This window comes from Enterococcus sp. DIV1937, assembly GCF_050535975.1.
GTDB lineage: Bacteria > Bacillota > Bacilli > Lactobacillales > Enterococcaceae > Enterococcus > Enterococcus faecalis.
Window position 1 is genome coordinate 1059970 of record NZ_CP172909.1, and the last position, 17438, is coordinate 1077407.

Consider the following 17438-nt stretch of genomic DNA (forward strand, 5'->3'; position numbering starts at 1 on the left):
AATCCTTGATAGTATAAACCTAACCAATTATTTTAGATAGGAAGGATTGAATAAAAATGAAAAAAAGAAGTTTTGTCTATTGGGGAATGTTTTTCATTCTTTTGTCGATGCTGATAACGCCTTTTCTGAAACTTGAAACAGGATATGCGCAAACGGAACCAACTAGTACCAGTGAAACCAATCAAATTTCTGCTACGCCAAACGTAGTGCCGCGTAAGCAAGTGGGCAACATTGTGACAGCGATTCAGCTAACGGATAAAGAGGGAAACCCACTTGGGACCATTAATCAATATACAGACATCTACCTCCGAATTGAGTTCAACTTACCGGATAATACCGTTAATAGTGGGGATACGAGTGTGATTACTTTACCCGAAGAGCTACGTCTCGAGAAAAATATGACCTTTAATGTAGTAGATGATACAGGTGCTGTGGTTGCAATCGCACAGACCGATGTAGCAAATAAAACGGTCACGTTAACGTATACAGATTACGTAGAAAACCATGCCAATATTAGTGGGTCTTTATATTTTACAAGTTTGATTGATTTCGAAAATGTCGAAAATGAATCCAAGATTCCTATTTACGTCACGGTTGAAGGGGAAAAAATATTTGCTGGCGATCTTGATTACCAAGGTGAAGGCGATGATGTTAACGAAAAATTTAGCAAGTATTCGTGGTTTATCGAAGACGATCCAACCGAAATTTACAATGTACTACGGATTAATCCAACAGGGCAAACGTATACTGATTTAGAAGTGGAAGATGTGCTAAAAACAGAAAGTTTAAGTTATATGAAAGACACTATGAAAATTGAACGAGGACAATGGACACTGGATGGAAATGCTATTTGGCAGTTCACGCCAGAGGAAGATATAACTGGTCAGTTGGCTGTCCAGTATGGTCCTGATGACCGTAATTTTTCGGTGCATTTTGGCAATATTGGGACTAATGAATATCGTATCACCTATAAAACCAAAATCGATCATCTTCCCGAAAAAGGTGAAACCTTCACAAATTATGCAAAATTAACAGAAAATCAAACGGTGGTGGAAGAAGTCGAAGTGAGTCGTGTCTCACAAACGGGTGGTGGAGAAGCTAATGGTGAACAATATGTTGTTGAAATTCATAAAGAAGATGAAGCAGGCCAGCGTTTAGCAGGTGCAGAATTTGAACTCATTCGAAACTCAACCAATCAAACAGTGGCTAAAATCACAACAGATCAAAACGGAACAGCGATTGTTAAAGGCTTGTTAAAAGATAACTATACTTTAGTAGAAACCAAAGCACCTACCGGTTACCAACTTTCGCAAAACAAGATTCCAATAACACCTGAAGACTTTGGTAAAAACTTAGTTGCACTGAAAACTGTTGTGAATCATAAGATTTCATATCAACCAGTCGCTGCTTCATTTTTAGCTGGAAAAGTTCTTTTAGGAAAACCACTGAAGGATGCTGAATTTCAATTTGAATTGTTAGATGAGAAAGGCACAGTACTAGAAACGGTTAGTAACGATACTTTAGGGAAAATTCAATTTTCACCATTAACCTTTGAAACTCCTGGAAACTATCAATACACCATTCGGGAAGTAAACACGCAACAGACAGGTGTTTCCTACGATACGCACAACCTTCAAGTTCAAGTAACCGTCGAGGCGCTTTTAGGAAATCTTGTAGCAACTACTCAGTATGATGGAGGTCAAGTATTTACTAATCACTATACGCCAGAAAAACCTATAGAAAGTACCACACCACCAACGAGTGGGACAACAGATACTACCACGAATTCAACCACAGAAACTACTTCAATAACCATTGAAAAACAGGCGATTCGTAATAAGGAATTGCCAAAAACAGGAGAAAAAAAAGAAAACGCGTTTCTTTTCTTAGGTAGCCTTCTTTTGATTCAAGGATTATTTATCTATTTTAAAACGAAAAAATAATCGCTTAGATAGTTTCAGTAATCGAGACAAAATGTGCAAATTTCGAGAGATTTAGCTTGTTCATTTGAGTTTGGAGTGGTTCTGTGCTATACTATCTTTAGCGTAATGATACTAGTTGGGAGTGAGCGGATTTCTGCTCACTCTTTTTGATGGAAAAGTCATCAGGACACGGTTCGTTACATCAATCTCGAAGGAGGCGAAAATTTTGAGTAGTGCTGTGGAAACTGTAACAAAGTTAGTCACACCAATCTTAGAAGAACAAAATTTTGAACTTGTGGAAGTAGAGTTTGTTAAGGAAGGAAAAAATTGGTTTTTACGAGTATTTATCGATAAAGAAGGTGGCATTGATATTGAGGAATGTGCCTTTGTCAGCGAAAAATTAAGTGAAAAACTAGATGCAATGGATCCAGATCCAATTCCGCAAGCGTACTTTCTGGAAGTTTCTTCTCCGGGAGCAGAACGTCCGTTAAAGAAAGAAAGCGATTATGAACAAGCGGTAGGTAAGTACATTCATATTTCTCTTTATCAAGCAGTTGATGGAGAAAAACAGATTGAGGGTACCTTAGTCCATCTTGATTCAGAACAATTAACATTAAGTGTAAAAATTAAAACCAGAGTGAAGGAAATGACTTTTGAACGTAAAAATATCGCAAAAGCTCGTTTAGCCATTCAATTTTAATCAACAGACTCGAATGTAAAAAAGGGTCCACTAAAAGTTTTACTTTTAGCTAGGCCTGTGACAAGTTTTAACGAGAAGTTTTTCCCTTGGAAGAAGAACCACTCGTTCAGCTTTAACGAATCCATAGGAGGAAAAGAAAAACAATGAGCAAAGAAATGTTAAATGCATTAGACGTATTAGAAGCTGAAAAAGGGATTCCTAAAGATACGGTGATTGAAGCGTTACAAGCAGCTTTAGTTTCTGCATATAAAAGACATTATGGACAAGCAAGCAACGTCGAAGTTGAATTTGAACCAAAAAAAGGCAATATTCACGTGTATGCTGTCAAAGAAGTAACAGAAGAAGTATTTGATTCACAATTGGAAGTTTCATTAAAAGATGCCGTTGCATTAAATGGGGCATATGAAATCGGCGACAAAATTCGTTTTGAAGTTACGCCAAAAGACTTTGGCCGCATTGCTGCCCAAACAGCAAAGCAAGTAATTTTACAACGTGTCCGTGAAGCAGAAAGAACAATTATTTATAATGAATTTAGCGAATACGAAAATGACATCATGCAAGGAATTGTTGAACGTCAAGATCGTCGTTATATCTATGTAAACTTAGGTAAAATCGAAGCAGTCTTATCAAAACAAGATCAAATGCCAAATGAATTTTACCAACCGCATGATCGGATTAAAGTTTACGTATCACGTGTTGAAAACACATCAAAAGGCCCACAAGTTTTTGTAAGCCGTAGTCATCCAGATTTACTAAAACGTCTTTTTGAACAAGAAATTCCAGAAGTTTATGATGGAATTGTTGAAATCGTAAGCGTCGCTCGTGAAGCTGGCGATCGTTCAAAAGTAGCCGTTCGTTCAACAGATCCTAATATTGACCCAGTGGGTACCTGTGTTGGTCCAAAAGGCCAACGTGTCCAAGCGATTGTGAATGAATTAAAAGGCGAAAATATGGATATTGTGGAATGGAACGAAGATCCAGCTATTTATATTAGTAATGCCTTGAATCCAGCTCAAGTATTAGATGTTATTTTTGATCCAGAAAATAGCAAAGCATGTACAGTTGTTGTACCTGATTATCAATTGTCATTAGCAATTGGTAAACGTGGTCAAAATGCGCGCTTAGCTGCTAAATTAACGGGCCATAAAATTGATATCAAATCAGAATCTGATATGGCTGAATTTTATGAACAACAAGCCAATCAAGAAGTTGCCGAAGTGGCAGAAGAAATGGATGAAGCAATTATCCATTCAGATATGACGGCAGATGATTACGAAAACTTGGCTGCTGAAGAAGCAGTTGTTGAAGCAGAAATTACAGAAGAATTACCTGAACAAGAATAACGTTTTTGGAGGGTGAAAAAATGAAAAAGAGAAAAATTCCAATGCGTAAATCGGTTGTTTCAGGCGAAATGAAACCGAAAAAAGAATTAGTCAGAATTACTCGCTCCAAAGAAGGCGAAGTGGCCATAGATCCAACTGGTAAATTACCAGGACGTGGCGCTTACGTTGATTTGGATCCTGCGGAAGTCCAAAAAGCTTGGGATAAAAAAATTCTTGATCGTGTCTTAGAAACAAAATTAAGTGATGAATTTTATCAAGAACTATTGGATTATGTAACACATCAAAAAGCCCGCAAAGAGTTGTTTGGCGATGGAAAATAAAACCAAAATTTTGAACCTTTTAGGTTTAGCAATGCGCGCCGGTAAATTAGTCACAGGCGAGGAATTAACTCTTAAAGATATTCGTGCAAACAAAGCGAAATTTGTGTTTGTTGCGCAAGATGCCAGTGAGAATACTAGAAAGAAAATCAAGGACAAAAGTTCTTATTATAATGTTCCTGTTAGCGAACTGTTCAGTCAATTCGAGCTCAGCCAAGCGATTGGGCGACCACGAATGGTTATCGGAGTAACTGATGCAGGATTTGCCACCAAAATCAAGGAATTACTAAAAGGTTAGGAAGGTGATTGCATGGGAAAAAAAAGAATTTATGAACTAGCAAAAGAAATGAATAAAGCAAGCAAAGACGTTGTCGATAAAGCGCATCAATTAGGTATGGATGTTAAAAACCATATGGGCGCAATTAGTTCCGAGCAAGAAACAAAGCTTCGTCAAGCATTCGGAGGAGGAAGTACCGTAAATACTCAATCAAAAGCAACAAACAACCAAAAGCAACAAACAACACAAAATAAACCAGCCAATAAGAAACCAATGAACAATAAACCTGGTGAACAAAGAAATAACCAAAATCGTCCAAACAATCAATCAACGAATGGACAACAAAGAAACAACAACCAAAATCGTCACGGCCAAAGCAACACACAAAACCGTAGCAATCAAACAAATACAAACAATCAAAACCGCAATACCCAAAACAATAACGGTTCTACAACGAATCAAAATCGGACCAGCCAAAATAACAATGGCGGGAACAACCAAAACCGTGGCGGCCAAAACCGCAACAACAATTTTGGTGGCGGTCAAAATCGTAATAACCGGAATAACTTTAATAACCAAAACCGCAATCGTTTCAACAAAAAAGGGAAAAAAGGCAAACATCAACAAGAATCAGCGAAGCCAGCAGTACCAGCACGTAAATTCCGTGAATTACCAGATGTTTTAGAATATACAGAAGGTATGAACGTGGCGGATATTGCGAAAAAAATCCACCGCGAACCAGCGGAAATCATCAAAAAATTATTTATGATGGGTGTCATGGTTAACCAAAACCAAGCCTTAGATAAAGATACAATTGAATTATTAGCTGTGGACTATGGCATGGAACCGCAAGAAAAAGTCCAAGTTGATATTGCGGACATTGATAAATTCTTCGAACCGGAAGCAGTTGTTGAAGAAAACTTAACTACACGTCCCCCTGTTGTCACAATCATGGGACACGTAGACCACGGGAAAACGACATTATTAGATACATTGCGCCATTCTCGTGTGACTTCAGGTGAAGCGGGCGGTATCACGCAGCATATTGGTGCCTATCAGTTAGATATTGATGGCAAACCAATTACGTTCTTAGATACACCAGGACATGCGGCCTTTACAAGTATGCGCGCACGTGGTGCCAGCATCACTGATATTACCATCTTAGTTGTTGCAGCGGACGATGGAGTAATGCCACAAACAATCGAGGCGATTAACCATGCGAAAGCGGCAAAAGTGCCGATTATTGTAGCAGTTAACAAAATTGATAAGCCTGGTGCGAACCCTGATCATGTGAAACAAGAATTAAGTGAACATGAATTAATTCCTGAAGAATGGGGCGGAGATACGATTTTCGTCAATATTTCAGCGAAATTCAATCAAAACATTGATGAGCTATTGGAAAATATTTTATTGATTGCTGAAGTAGAAGACTTAAAAGCTGATCCAACGCAAAAAGCAATTGGAACAGTGATTGAAGCGCGCTTAGATAAAGGTAAAGGTCCGGTTGCGACATTACTCGTTCAACAAGGAACTTTACATGTTGGTGATCCAATCGTTGTTGGTAATACTTACGGACGTGTTCGTGTGATGACCAATGACATGGGCCGCCGTGATAAAGAAGCAGGACCAGCAACTCCTGTGGAAATTACCGGATTAAATGATGTTCCTCAAGCGGGTGATCGTTTTGTGGTCTTTGAAGATGAAAAAACAGCACGTCAAGCAGGGGAAGAACGGGCTAAACGTGCGTTGCTTGAACAACGTTCAGCAAGTAGCCGTGTGACATTGGATAACTTATTTGAAAGCCTAAAAGAAGGCGAATTAAAAGAAGTTAATATCATTGTCAAAGCAGACGTACAAGGATCTGCCGAAGCCGTTTCAGCAAGTTTACAAAAAATTGATGTAGAAGGCGTTCGTGTGAAAATTGTTCACGCGGCAGTTGGGGCCATCAATGAAAGCGACGTAACTTTAGCCGCAGCAAGTAATGCGATTATTATCGGCTTTAACGTTCGCCCAACACCACAAGCGAAACAACAAGCAGAACAAGAAGAAGTTGATATTCGTTTACACCGTATTATCTATAAAGCCCTAGAAGAAATCGAAACAGCGATGAAAGGGTTATTAGATCCAGAATTTGAAGAAAAAATTACGGGTCAAATGACGGTTCGTGAATTGTACAAAGTATCTAAAGTTGGCACAATCGCTGGCTGTTATGTTACAGAAGGCTTTATTCGCCGCGATAGTGGCGTGCGTGTCATTCGTGATGGTATTGTTATTTATGAAGGTAAATTAGCAAGCTTGAAACGCTTTAAAGATGACGTGAAAGAAGTCAAACTTGGTTTTGAATGTGGCGCTATGATTGAAAACTTCAATGATTTACGTGTAGATGATGCGATTGAAGGCTTCATTATGGAAGAAATCAAACAATAATTTTAGTAATTGGAGGAAGACACTATGGCAAATTATCGTGACCGTCGTGTAGGTCAAGAAATCATGCGTGAAGTGAATGATATCTTGAACAAACGCATCAGAGATCCACGCGTCCAAGGCATCACTATTACAGATGTTCGTGTGACCGGTGATTTACAACAAGCAACGATTTATTACAGCTTGTTATCTGATTTAGCTTCCGAACAACAAAAAGCTCAACAAGGCTTAGACAAAGCCAAAGGACTGATTCGTAAAGAATTAGGACAACGGTTAACCTTGTATAAAACACCAGAGTTGATTTTTGAAAGAGACGAATCTGTCCAATACGGAAATCACATTGATGAGTTGATTCGTAAGTTGAATCAAGGTGAATAATTAAAAAGAAAAAGCACACCAGACGAATGGTGTGCTTTTTCTTTTCATGATTTCTTGATAAAATAGTCATGGAGGTGCAAAGATGAAAAGAATTGTTGTTTTCTATAAAAATGGAGATCGTTATTTAAAAGAAATGGGTTCAGGCAAGAGTTCCCTGTACTTTTTTCTTTTCTTCTTTGTACTACATAGTATGCGGGAACATATTATTCAGTTCATCGGATTTTGGCCGTCATTTATATTCGTCCTCATACTTGTCCCAAATCTTATGCTTGGCGTCGGACATATTAACCATTGGTACCAAAACCGCTCTTGAATTTTCCAGAATACTTTTAAGCATGGAACAAAATCCTTATTGATTTTGTTCCATGCTTTTTAAGTTAACCCAGTATTTAATACCATCACAGAATAATCCCTAAATTCAAAAATCCGTCCTTTATAAAGATAAGTGGCGCCATACTTTTGTCGATAGTACGTAATCACATTTTTTAATGTTTCAACATCGATTTCCAAAAATTCAGCACAAGAATAATGGTTACTTAAGCCAGCTTCAGAGCAACGAATTAAATCGTCTAATGTAACTAATTGCTCTAAGGCCACATTGCGAGCTTTCAACTCTTGCTTCCGATTTTCTGTACAATTTTGATTTAAAATAGTGCCAACGGATGTTTGATAATGCCCGTATTCCTCGGCTAAAATGTTCTTCTTTTGACGGGTACTCAATGTTTTTTCAATATAAATTTTGCCATTTCGATACAACCCATAACAACCTGTTTGATTGTATAAATCAATTTCTAAAACCGTCACATCCTTTTGAATGGAACTGACGAGTTTTTCATAATCATTCACTTTACCATTCACCTGCCATTACTTAATAAAAAGAGTAGATGGGAAGTTAATCCTCTTTTTTGTCAGAAGAAATCGATTGTTGATATTTGGCATCAATTTCATCCAAGTAATCGTGAATTTTCTCGATCTCTTCTTTTGAAAATATCTTTTCTGGATCCCCAGCGTGGGCAGCCAGTGTCATTTCGTCACGGCGAGGGAATGAGAGAATTTCTTCTTGCGTTTGTTGTTCGTGTAATTGTTGTTCGGCAAATTGATAAACGATGGCTTGTCGTTGGGGTTCTAATTTTTTATAAATGCGGTCGATAGTTGAGGCATTTTTTTCCATGGGAACCTCTTGTCCCATCAACCAGGCCTCATTAATGTCTAATGCATCTGCAATGCGATAAACTTTGTCTTGTTTTGCTTCGTAACGACCAGCTAGCCAATCGCTGATCGAAGATTTACCGATGCCAGTTTTTTTCGCTAATTCACTAGGTTTGATGTTCTTGGCTGTTAAAGCCTCTTTTAAACGGACAGCAAAAATGTTCATATTTCCGAACCTCCTATTGCCTCAAAGTATACTATATCTGTTTAGAGAAGGCAAGTAACAATCGCAATTAAAATTAGATGTTCATAAAACCGAACTTATGAGTTGACAGTGAAAATATTTGATGCTAAGATAGAGCCATTCAAATGTTCGGTTAACTGAACTATTTTTTGAACATTTTGTTCGGAAAACCGTATTTTTGTAGAAAGGGTGAAGAAATGAGTCGGAATTATAAAAAAACGTTGTCGGATATGTTACTTTTAGCAATTATTTTATTAATAAGCAGTGTCTCAATAAAAATTGGGGCCATCGTGATTGGTATGATTGGCCTCATGGAATTACTAACAGAGTAACAATAATTTAGTCAAAAGGAGAGAAGCGGATTGGCAGAACGACGCATGTTTGCAAAAACGATTATTGATAGTGATGCGTTTTTAGATATGCCCTTATCAAGTCAGGCCCTGTATTTTCATTTAGCGATGCGTGCCGATGATGATGGATTTATCAATAATCCCAAAAAATTGCAGCGAATGGTTGGTTGTGGGGAAGACGATCTAAAATTGCTAATGGTTAAAAAATTTATTCTAGTATTTGAAAGTGGTGTGATCGTTATCAAACATTGGAAAATTCATAATTATATTCGCAGTGATCGTTACAAACCAACCTTGTATCAAGAAGAGAAAAATCAGATTGTTGAAAAAAATAGCAAAGCTTATACGTTTAAAGCAGAATCGTCTGTCAGTGGTCAACCAGCTGACTACCAACGGTTACCACAGGAAAGCATAGTCCAGTCTAAGTTAGGTCAGAGTCAAGGTAGTAGTTCAGAAAACGATTGTTTAAAGACGATTTATCATTTTTATGAGGAAAACGGCTTTGGTACACTGGCCTCAAAAACAAGCCAAGATTTTAAGTATTGGTTGCAAGATTTTATACAAAAAGGGGCTAGCCAAGAGGAAGCATGCCAATTAATCTTGCATGCTTTAGGAATTGCCGTCGATCGAAATAAACGGAATTACGGCTATGTAAATGCTATTTTGAAAAGTTGGGAGCAACAAAATTATTTATCCGTACATGAAGTTCTGGTAAATGATAAAAAACAAGTGTTGGAGCATGCGCCGCAAATGACAGAAGAATATCAAGAGTTAGGTTTTTAAAGAAAGGAGGAAATCAGTATGCATGCGACAGATCAAACTTTTCAAATACTATTGAGTCAATTGTTAGAAAAAGTTGAAGACCGTTGTCCTGAATGTGGCAGTGAACAATATGTTTGGCAACAAAAAAATAAAGATGGCACAGAACGTTGTGCCCCAACTTGTTGGTCGTGTGGGTATAAAATGCTAAAAAAACATGAACAACAAGCCAATCAACAACGTTCTCAAGAGAGTTTTATGGCACGTACACAAAAATTTTTTCATCAAGGGTCCTTAATTGCTGATGATGCGCTACGGCAATGTCGTTTAACCAATTACCAAACCACTGAATTAGAAACAAGACAAGCAAAAGAACGGGCCTTAGCAGCAGTTTCAGCGATTGTTGAAGGAAAGCCAATCCACGTTATTTTTTCAGGGAAACCTGGTGTCGGTAAAAGTCATTTGGCTATCAGTATTTTAGTTGAAGTCTTAGAACGCTCTGCATATCAAAAGTATTGTTTATTTGTCAGCTACTCTGAGTTATTAGAAAAACTAAAAATGTCCATGAATGAATCGGCCAAAAGCCAAGCAAAGGCTCAAGCGTATATTACTAGAATGAAAAAAGCAGACGTTTTGGTTTTAGATGATTTAGGTGCTGAATTAGGAATTAAAAATAAAGTTAGTACGGATTTTAATAATGACATCTTAAACCGAATTTTAGAAGCTAGACAGAATAAAGCAACTATTTTTACTACTAATTTTTCTGGAAAACAACTGGTGGAGGCCTATGGAACACGCATTATTTCTCGTCTAATGAAGCACGCCAGTGGCTATGTTTTCCAATATAAAGACACAACAGACAAACGAATGAGGAGTGTGAAATAAATATGTTAACAATTATTATTGGGTTTATCTTTTGGACAATGACACTAATGTTAGGTTATCTAATTGGTGAAAGAGAAGGCCGTAAACATGAGTAATTTAACAAAACGTAAAAAAGATTTATTTGAAATGAAAAGCGTTGTATTTAAAGATATTTCAAAGCAACAAAGCGAAAAAGCACAAAAAAGAAAACGACTCTTACAACTAATGAATCAATATCCCGATTGGGCAAGTCAAAAAAATAAACTTATTATGCAGGAAATTCAAGAATTAGGACAAGCAATCGGTAATTGGTCGATGGATCAATCAAGACCCATCCAATCCATCAAGGCCGCATCGTTTACAAAAAGCGAGTATCTCTATTTAATTTGGCTCGGTTATTCAGATGAAGCGATTCGTCACGGCTTAGATATGTCGAAAGAGTGTTATTTTATTTATCGATTAACACTTTTAAATGAATAAAAGTAAAGGAGATTAACCAATGCGTACGTCAACATTTAATTATATCAAAGATATTTTAGCAGACTTTTATAAAACAGAAGAGTATATCCGTCAACGGGAAGAAGAATTACGGCACCCTTATCAAGAAGCAGATTTAAATGCTGGTATTAGAGGACAAGGACTTCACTCTGTAGTGACCGAACGAATGGCGATTACGATAGCTATGGATCGTCGTCTGTGGAACTTAGAGAGAAATCGAGACATTATCAAAAATTGTTTAGCCGAAGCGGATGAACAAACGCGCGTGATTATTGAAGAACTATATATGAAAAAACGGCCCTCTTTAACATTAATTGGACTTGCCCAGCAATTATTTATTAGTAAAAGCCAAGCCTATAAATTAAGAAATCATTTCTTTGAAGCGGTGGCGGATGAACTAGGGATGTAAACATGGAAAAAGCGTGGAATTTTTTCAGGTGTCAACATGGTAAATTAATAGTGTCGAAAGAGATAGATAAACGTGAGGCAACCAAAAAAATGAAGACACGGAATTCTATGATTTTGACTGCTTTCTTGTGTCAGCTATGAAGGAGCAGAAAATGCCGGCTACTTTCAAGATCCTTCATTTTGACTAGAAGAGAGCCAATTTGTTAACCAATCCTGAATTTTTTGAATGGAAAGGTGGCGCTAAAAATGAATGAAGCGGAACAAGAGTTATATGAAGCCCTTGTTACAATCTGCCAGACGTCAGGATTTTTGTTGCTAGAGGAACTGCCGACAGATTTACCAGATCAGCCATTTGTTTACTTAGGTGATAGTAAAGAATTACCTAAGCCAACTAAATCAGCTATTTTGGGAGAAATTGAATTAATAATGCATGTTTACGGTGCGTTATCTGAACGACAACAAATTTCTACAATTAAAGGAACGATTTTACGGCAGGCAACCAGTAACTTAAAACGAACGGCTCATTTTAATTGGGGTATCAAACATCAAGAAGTCAAAGCACAAATGGTAAAAGATACCAAACAAATGAAAAAAACAATTTGGCATGCTGTACTACCATTACACATGCAATTTTACTAGGAGGAATTATCAATGGGAGAAGTTATGCAAGGAAAAGACCGTATTTTATTAGTTCGTCGCTTGGATGAAGCAGCGACAAAGAAAGCAATGAAACCCTTATTTCAAATTGAACATGAATGGGAATTCTCACGTGAATCGAGCGGTACGCAAACAAAAGATGGCGTTGCGAATGCTGTTTCTGGTTTAGAAGTTACGTTATCGTTAAGCGGTTTAGCCTCTCGAGATGATGAAAATTTATACATGAAAGACGCAGTTGAAGATGGCATCTTAATGGAATTTTGGGATGTTGATTTAAAAGGTGAAAAAAATGCGGAAGGTAAATATCCAGCAATTTATGCCCAAGGTTATGTAAATTCATGGAGTTTACCAGCCAATGTAGAAGAATTAGTAGAAATTGAAACAGAAGCCTCTATTAATGGCAAACCACAAGATGGTTTTGCAACAGTAGAAGCAGATATTATTGCGGAAGCACAATATGCGTTCCAAGATACTGTTCCAGATAAAGTACCACAACCTGGCGAATAATCAAAAAGTGTTGAATTTTAGGAGGATAAAAAATGAATTTAGAGATTAACGGAAAAACAATTGAAGTGAAATTTACGATTGGCGCGATTCGCGAATTAGATAAACGTTACCAAATTGAAAATGGCGCTGCCAAATTCGGCATGGGCATCAGTTCAGCAATGATTTATTTACGCCAATACAATCCAGTAATCTTAGTTGACATCATGGAAGCTTTACAAAGTGGGCAATTAAAAATAGGTAAGTCGGAAATTGAAGCATGGTTAATGACCCAAGATGTCAAAAAACTTTCAGATGATTTGCTTAAAGAAATGGGAAAGCAACCTCTTACAAAACCAATGATCGATCAGTTCAGCAAAGAAGCGAAGAAAGCAGAAGCGCAAGCGACCAACTAATTAAAACGAGCGATGACGTGTATCACGACATCGCTCTTTCTGCTTTTCGCTACTTAGGCTGTCATTCATTTGAAGAAGTGGATCGGATGACCATGTCTGAATTTGAATTACGAATGATTGCTTTTAATTTAGCAGAAGTAGATGAAGAGCGGAAAAGGCACGAGCTTGCCTACTTAAATGTTAAAGCGCAAGCGACGAACAAAAAAGGAAAACCCGTTTTTGAAAGCTTTAAAAGTTTTTATGATTATGAAAAACGAGTTGCTGAAGTTCTGGCAGCTAACCAGCCACAACGAACGAAATTAAATGAGCGGAAAAAAACGCAACTTGCCACTGTGGCAGAGCGTCTACGCCGCTATCGAGAAGGGAGGAGAGTAGATGGAGAATGACAAAGAAAAAACGCCGTTGTCGGAGGCAAAGAAAAGCCTTGCAGGCGTCCAACAAGCATTAAAAAGTATGAGCGGTGAGTATGCCTTATTAAGTGGATATTTAGGGAAAATTAGTGCGGGTGTCAATCAGTCAGCCACGGTCATGAACACATTTAAAACCGTCATGCAACAATCTGGAGAAACAGTGAAAAAAACAGGAGACGAAACAGCAAAGGCAGCAGATCAAATGAACACAGAGTTAACAGATTCTGCTGAACAAGCCGGTGAAGCAGCTAAAAAAGCGGGGAAAGAAACCTCTGATGGCTTTACTAATGCACAAAATAATATGCTGAGCTTTGGGACGGCCATGACTAGTGCCGTTTCCTTACCTATGCTGAACGTTTTAAAAACAGCTATGGGCGTCGGTGCTGGGGTCAGTGGCGAATTTCAAGGAATGCAAGGACTGATTATGGCCAGTGCAGGAGGGATTTCTGATTCATTGCAAGGCGAGTTGCAAGGGGCATTGACTCAGATGAATCAATCATTTGAAGCGGCGGCACAAGTGATTCAAAGCGTGATGGCTCCAGGAATGGAAATTTTGGTTCAAGTGGTTATCACAGTCGTCAAAGGCATTACAGCTTTGGTGAATTTATTTATCAAATTACCAAAACCCGTCCAAGTTTTTATTGTTGCCATTATGGGCATTTTAGCCGCCATTGGGCCCATGTTGATTATGGTAACGATGGCTCAGCAAAAATTTCAACAGTTTAGTGCTGGTTTGGCTCTTGTACAAGGAAACATTGGGAAGTTAGGTGGTGGCTTATCAAAACTAAGTGCTAGTTTTAGTGCCTTAGGTGGAGGACCATTAATTTTAATTGTAGCAGCCGTTTTAGCAGCGGTAGCAGCGTTTATTTATTTCTATAAAACCAATGAAACATTTAGAAATAGTATCAATAGCTTAGCTAGTGCCATTCAAGGAGCTGTTTCAGCGGCGTTTGGCAAATTGGTAGGACTGCTACAACAGATCCAGCCGGCCTTTCAGCAAGTAATGGCAGTTTTTAAACAATTTTTTGCAGTAGGCTTAGAGAAAATGGCGACTATTTTTTCAACAATTGGTCGTGTGCTAGCAGGCGTTTTTGCCAGCGGTTTGCAATTAGGTAGTAACTTATTAGGGCAATTTGGTGGCACCTTTGACAAAGCTGGTTTAGCGGTTGGTCTTTTGGTAAAAGTTCTGACAAAGGTTGCACTGGCTGCATTAGGAATTTCTGGGCCGTTTGGTCTAATTATTTCCTTGATTGTTTCATTCGTGACGGCCTGGATGAAAACCGGTGATTTGAGTGCGGGTGGTATTACCCAAGTCTTTGATAATTTAGGTAACACGATTACATCTGTTACAACAATGCTTGCGGCTAATCTACCGAAAGTTATACAACTTTTTACAACAGTCTTAACCAGTATTCTCGGGAAAATAACAGAAGCTATTCCAAGCATCGTAACCGCGTTATCTAGTTTAATTACGTTAATTGTTGGTGCGATTGTTGCCAATTTGCCAGTCTTAATTGAAGCGGCAACACAAATTATTACTACGTTGATTCAGGGGATTACAACAGTCTTACCAATGTTGATAGAAGTTGGTTTGAGCTTATTAATGACTTTAGTTAATGCGATTGTCACCGCCTTGCCAACAATTACAACTGCAGCGATTAATATCATCACTACATTAGTGACAGCTTTTGTCACAGCGTTACCAATGCTAGTTACTGCAGGTGTTTCAATTATCACAGCCTTAGTCAATGCATTTGTTACGATGTTACCGTTGATTTTGACTGCTGGTTTACAAATTTTGATGGCATTAATCACTGGGATTATGACGATTTTACCTCAGTTAATTCAATCAGCGCTGACGATTATTCTAGCGTTAGTGACTGCGTTGGTAGGTGCCTTGCCACAGATTATCAGCGCAGGTGTCAAATTGTTAATGGCGTTAATTCAAGGGATTATTTCGATTTTACCAACCTTAGTTGCGGCAGCTATTACCTTAATTTTGACATTGGTAAATGCCTTAATTGGTGCCTTGCCACAAATCATCAGCGCAGGCGTCAAATTGCTAATGGCTTTGATCCAAGGGATTATTTCAATTTTACCGCAACTGGTTACTGCAGCAATTACGCTAATTACCGCTTTAATGGGTGCGTTAATCAATGCGTTGCCACAGTTGTTAAGTGCTGGGATTCAACTGATTCAAGCCTTAATTAATGGTGTACTCAGTCTATTGGGTGCCTTGCTGTCCGCAGCAGGAACATTAATCTCACAAATGATCACGAAGATTGGTTCTTATTTTGGTCAACTGTTAGCTTCGGGCGGACAGTTAGTTGAAAATATCAAAAATGGGGTTACCAATGCAGCCGATCAGGTAAAAACTGCCATTGGTTCTGTAATTGAAGGTGCTTGGCAAGCAATCCAAGGTTGGTTTTCAAAATTCACCGATGCCGGTGCGAATATTGTCGGTATGATTGCTGATGGAATTACAGGCGCAATTGGAAAAGCCAAAGAAGCAATCGATGGGGTCGTCAGTAAAATTCGTAACTTTTTACCATTTTCACCAGCAAAAGAAGGTCCCTTATCTGATTTGCATAAATTGAATTTCGGCGGCACGATTGCCACGGGGATTTATGCAGGCGAAACAGCCGTTAGTAGAGCAATGGCTTCTATTTTAGATTTACCGCTGTTAAATGATTTTGCCTTGGACTTAGCTGGTCGAGGAAACTTCACGGCAACGATTGACCATCGTTTAGAAAATGATGCATACAATCGACCATTATTTGTGACAGTAGAGTCAACGTTAGATGGAAAAGTTGTCGCAGCAACTACGGCGCCTTATTTAGCAACAGAGTTACAACGACAACAAGTGAAACAAAATAACCGCTTAGGAAGGAGAGGATAACATGTATAAATTTGTTGATACCAATCAAGCAACTCATTCAACGCCTCTTCCTTCAGAAGCGTTGAATTTTAACGGTCAATTTTTAGAAAAAGTCATCCCTGGCTATCAAACATTATCAGTTTCAGGACGAGAATTAGTTCCAAGCGAAATTGAAAGCTATCAATTAGGGATTCGTGATGGTAAACGTCACGTTTATGCGCGAATTCCAGAACGAGAATTAACAGTCAAATATCGCCTTTCAGCTGTGAATAATGAAGCATTTCGAGATGCATTTAATCATTTAAACGTTGCTTTGTTTACGGAAAAAGACGTTTCTATTTGGTTTAACGATGAACCGGAAATGCTGTGGTTTGGCAGTAAGTCTTCAGTGAGTGATGTACCCGAAGGTGTTAACCAAGTAACAGGCACCTTTACTTTATTGCTTTCTGATCCGTATAAATACACACGGAGTGATGCGACTAGTGTGATGTGGGGTTCGCCAACCATTACATTTCAAGCGAATTACTTAATGGGGAATACAGGCTCAGGTGCAGTTGATTTTCCAATTTTAATTGAAGGCGGGGCTTATTGGGGATCAACCATGATTACCTTTCAAAATCGGGCCTACACGATGGGGGATTTAGGCAAAGAAGTTCGGCCAATTGAAATTTATCCTACGGTCGAAGGATTAAAAGTCAAACCGACCATTATTTTAACAGGAACCGGACGTGGTGTTTGGATTAAAACACGGAACGATACAATTAACTTAGGAGACTTTGATCGTTCGGAAATTATTATCGATACTGAAAATTTTTATCTGACAAAAAATGGTGCACCGATGATTCGACCAATGAACGATTTTTATCTATATCCTAATGAACCGCTGTATATTCAAGCCAAAGATAGCGACTTCCGCTTGACGATTCGCTATCCTAACCGATTTGTGTAGGAGGGTGATTAA

General features: G+C 38.3%; 20 protein-coding genes. 18 read left to right on the plus strand and 2 right to left on the minus strand.

Annotation, left to right across the window (positions count from 1 at the left end):
- Positions 1-56 precede the first annotated feature (56 nt).
- The 7 genes from IGL13_RS05185 (at position 57) to rbfA (ending at position 7361) form a co-directional block, all read left to right on the plus strand.
- Positions 57-1943, plus strand: a complete 1887-nt coding sequence (locus IGL13_RS05185) for an Ig-like domain-containing protein (protein WP_002378237.1) — start codon at positions 57-59, stop codon at positions 1941-1943.
- Positions 1944-2148: 205 nt separating this feature from the next.
- Complete coding sequence (gene rimP, locus IGL13_RS05190; RefSeq protein ID WP_002357863.1) at positions 2149-2622, plus strand: ribosome maturation factor RimP; 474 nt, start codon at positions 2149-2151, stop codon at positions 2620-2622.
- A 143-nt stretch (positions 2623-2765) separates the two neighbouring features.
- Complete coding sequence (gene nusA / locus IGL13_RS05195) at positions 2766-3965, plus strand: transcription termination factor NusA (RefSeq protein ID WP_002357862.1); 1200 nt, start codon at positions 2766-2768, stop codon at positions 3963-3965.
- Between the two features lie 20 nt (positions 3966-3985).
- Positions 3986-4285 (plus strand): RNase P modulator RnpM, encoded by a 300-nt coding sequence (gene rnpM / locus IGL13_RS05200; protein ID WP_025194437.1) that lies wholly within the window; start codon positions 3986-3988, stop codon positions 4283-4285.
- Positions 4275-4580 carry a YlxQ-related RNA-binding protein gene (locus IGL13_RS05205; RefSeq protein WP_002357860.1) on the plus strand — a complete coding sequence of 102 codons (306 nt, stop codon included), beginning with the start codon at positions 4275-4277 and terminating at the stop codon, positions 4578-4580. Before rnpM ends, IGL13_RS05205 begins: the two co-directional genes overlap by 11 nt.
- A gap of 12 nt (positions 4581-4592) precedes the next feature.
- Positions 4593-6986 (plus strand): translation initiation factor IF-2, encoded by a 2394-nt coding sequence (gene infB / locus IGL13_RS05210; protein ID WP_002366550.1) that lies wholly within the window; start codon positions 4593-4595, stop codon positions 6984-6986.
- A 24-nt stretch (positions 6987-7010) separates the two neighbouring features.
- A complete protein-coding gene (gene rbfA / locus IGL13_RS05215) occupies positions 7011-7361 on the plus strand; it encodes a 30S ribosome-binding factor RbfA (protein ID WP_002360497.1) in 351 nt (116 codons plus the stop codon).
- 372 nt (positions 7362-7733) lie between these two features.
- Here rbfA and IGL13_RS05220 read toward each other — a convergent pair whose 3' ends face one another.
- The gene (locus IGL13_RS05220; RefSeq protein WP_002382232.1) at positions 7734-8219 is read right to left on the minus strand and encodes a toxin; all 486 of its coding nucleotides are present in this window, start codon (positions 8217-8219) and stop codon (positions 7734-7736) included.
- A 34-nt stretch (positions 8220-8253) separates the two neighbouring features.
- Positions 8254-8736: a helix-turn-helix domain-containing protein gene (locus IGL13_RS05225; protein WP_194180156.1), complete on the minus strand. Its 483-nt coding sequence runs from the start codon at positions 8734-8736 to the stop codon at positions 8254-8256.
- Between the two features lie 167 nt (positions 8737-8903).
- Here IGL13_RS05225 and IGL13_RS05230 point away from each other — a divergent pair, with 167 nt between their 5' ends.
- From IGL13_RS05230 to IGL13_RS05280, 11 genes are all read left to right on the plus strand, one after another.
- Complete coding sequence (locus IGL13_RS05230) at positions 8904-9086, plus strand: hypothetical protein (RefSeq protein WP_073459191.1); 183 nt, start codon at positions 8904-8906, stop codon at positions 9084-9086.
- Between the two features lie 45 nt (positions 9087-9131).
- Complete coding sequence (locus IGL13_RS05235) at positions 9132-9887, plus strand: DnaD domain protein (RefSeq protein WP_002391825.1); 756 nt, start codon at positions 9132-9134, stop codon at positions 9885-9887.
- Between the two features lie 18 nt (positions 9888-9905).
- Positions 9906-10748, plus strand: a complete 843-nt coding sequence (locus IGL13_RS05240) for an ATP-binding protein (protein WP_002379370.1) — start codon at positions 9906-9908, stop codon at positions 10746-10748.
- 66 nt (positions 10749-10814) lie between these two features.
- Positions 10815-11207: a hypothetical protein gene (locus IGL13_RS05245; RefSeq protein ID WP_002360492.1), complete on the plus strand. Its 393-nt coding sequence runs from the start codon at positions 10815-10817 to the stop codon at positions 11205-11207.
- A gap of 19 nt (positions 11208-11226) precedes the next feature.
- On the plus strand, positions 11227-11634 hold the full coding sequence (locus IGL13_RS05250; RefSeq protein WP_002379371.1) for a RinA family phage transcriptional activator: 408 nt from the start codon (positions 11227-11229) through the stop codon (positions 11632-11634).
- A gap of 221 nt (positions 11635-11855) precedes the next feature.
- Positions 11856-12272 (plus strand): hypothetical protein, encoded by a 417-nt coding sequence (locus IGL13_RS05255; protein WP_002403209.1) that lies wholly within the window; start codon positions 11856-11858, stop codon positions 12270-12272.
- Between the two features lie 12 nt (positions 12273-12284).
- Positions 12285-12797, plus strand: coding sequence for a phage major tail protein, TP901-1 family (locus IGL13_RS05260; RefSeq protein ID WP_002380206.1), 513 nt, complete (start codon positions 12285-12287; stop codon positions 12795-12797).
- Positions 12798-12829: 32 nt separating this feature from the next.
- Positions 12830-13189: a tail assembly chaperone gene (locus IGL13_RS05265; protein WP_002357848.1), complete on the plus strand. Its 360-nt coding sequence runs from the start codon at positions 12830-12832 to the stop codon at positions 13187-13189.
- 17 nt (positions 13190-13206) lie between these two features.
- Positions 13207-13575, plus strand: coding sequence for a hypothetical protein (locus IGL13_RS05270; protein WP_002365551.1), 369 nt, complete (start codon positions 13207-13209; stop codon positions 13573-13575).
- On the plus strand, positions 13565-16498 hold the full coding sequence (locus tag IGL13_RS05275) for a phage tail protein (RefSeq protein WP_016627154.1): 2934 nt from the start codon (positions 13565-13567) through the stop codon (positions 16496-16498). Before IGL13_RS05270 ends, IGL13_RS05275 begins: the two co-directional genes overlap by 11 nt.
- 1 nt (position 16499) lies before the next feature.
- Entirely contained in the window at positions 16500-17426 is a 927-nt protein-coding gene (locus IGL13_RS05280; RefSeq protein ID WP_002365553.1) for a distal tail protein Dit, read from the plus strand.
- The last annotated feature ends 12 nt before the right edge of the window (positions 17427-17438 follow it).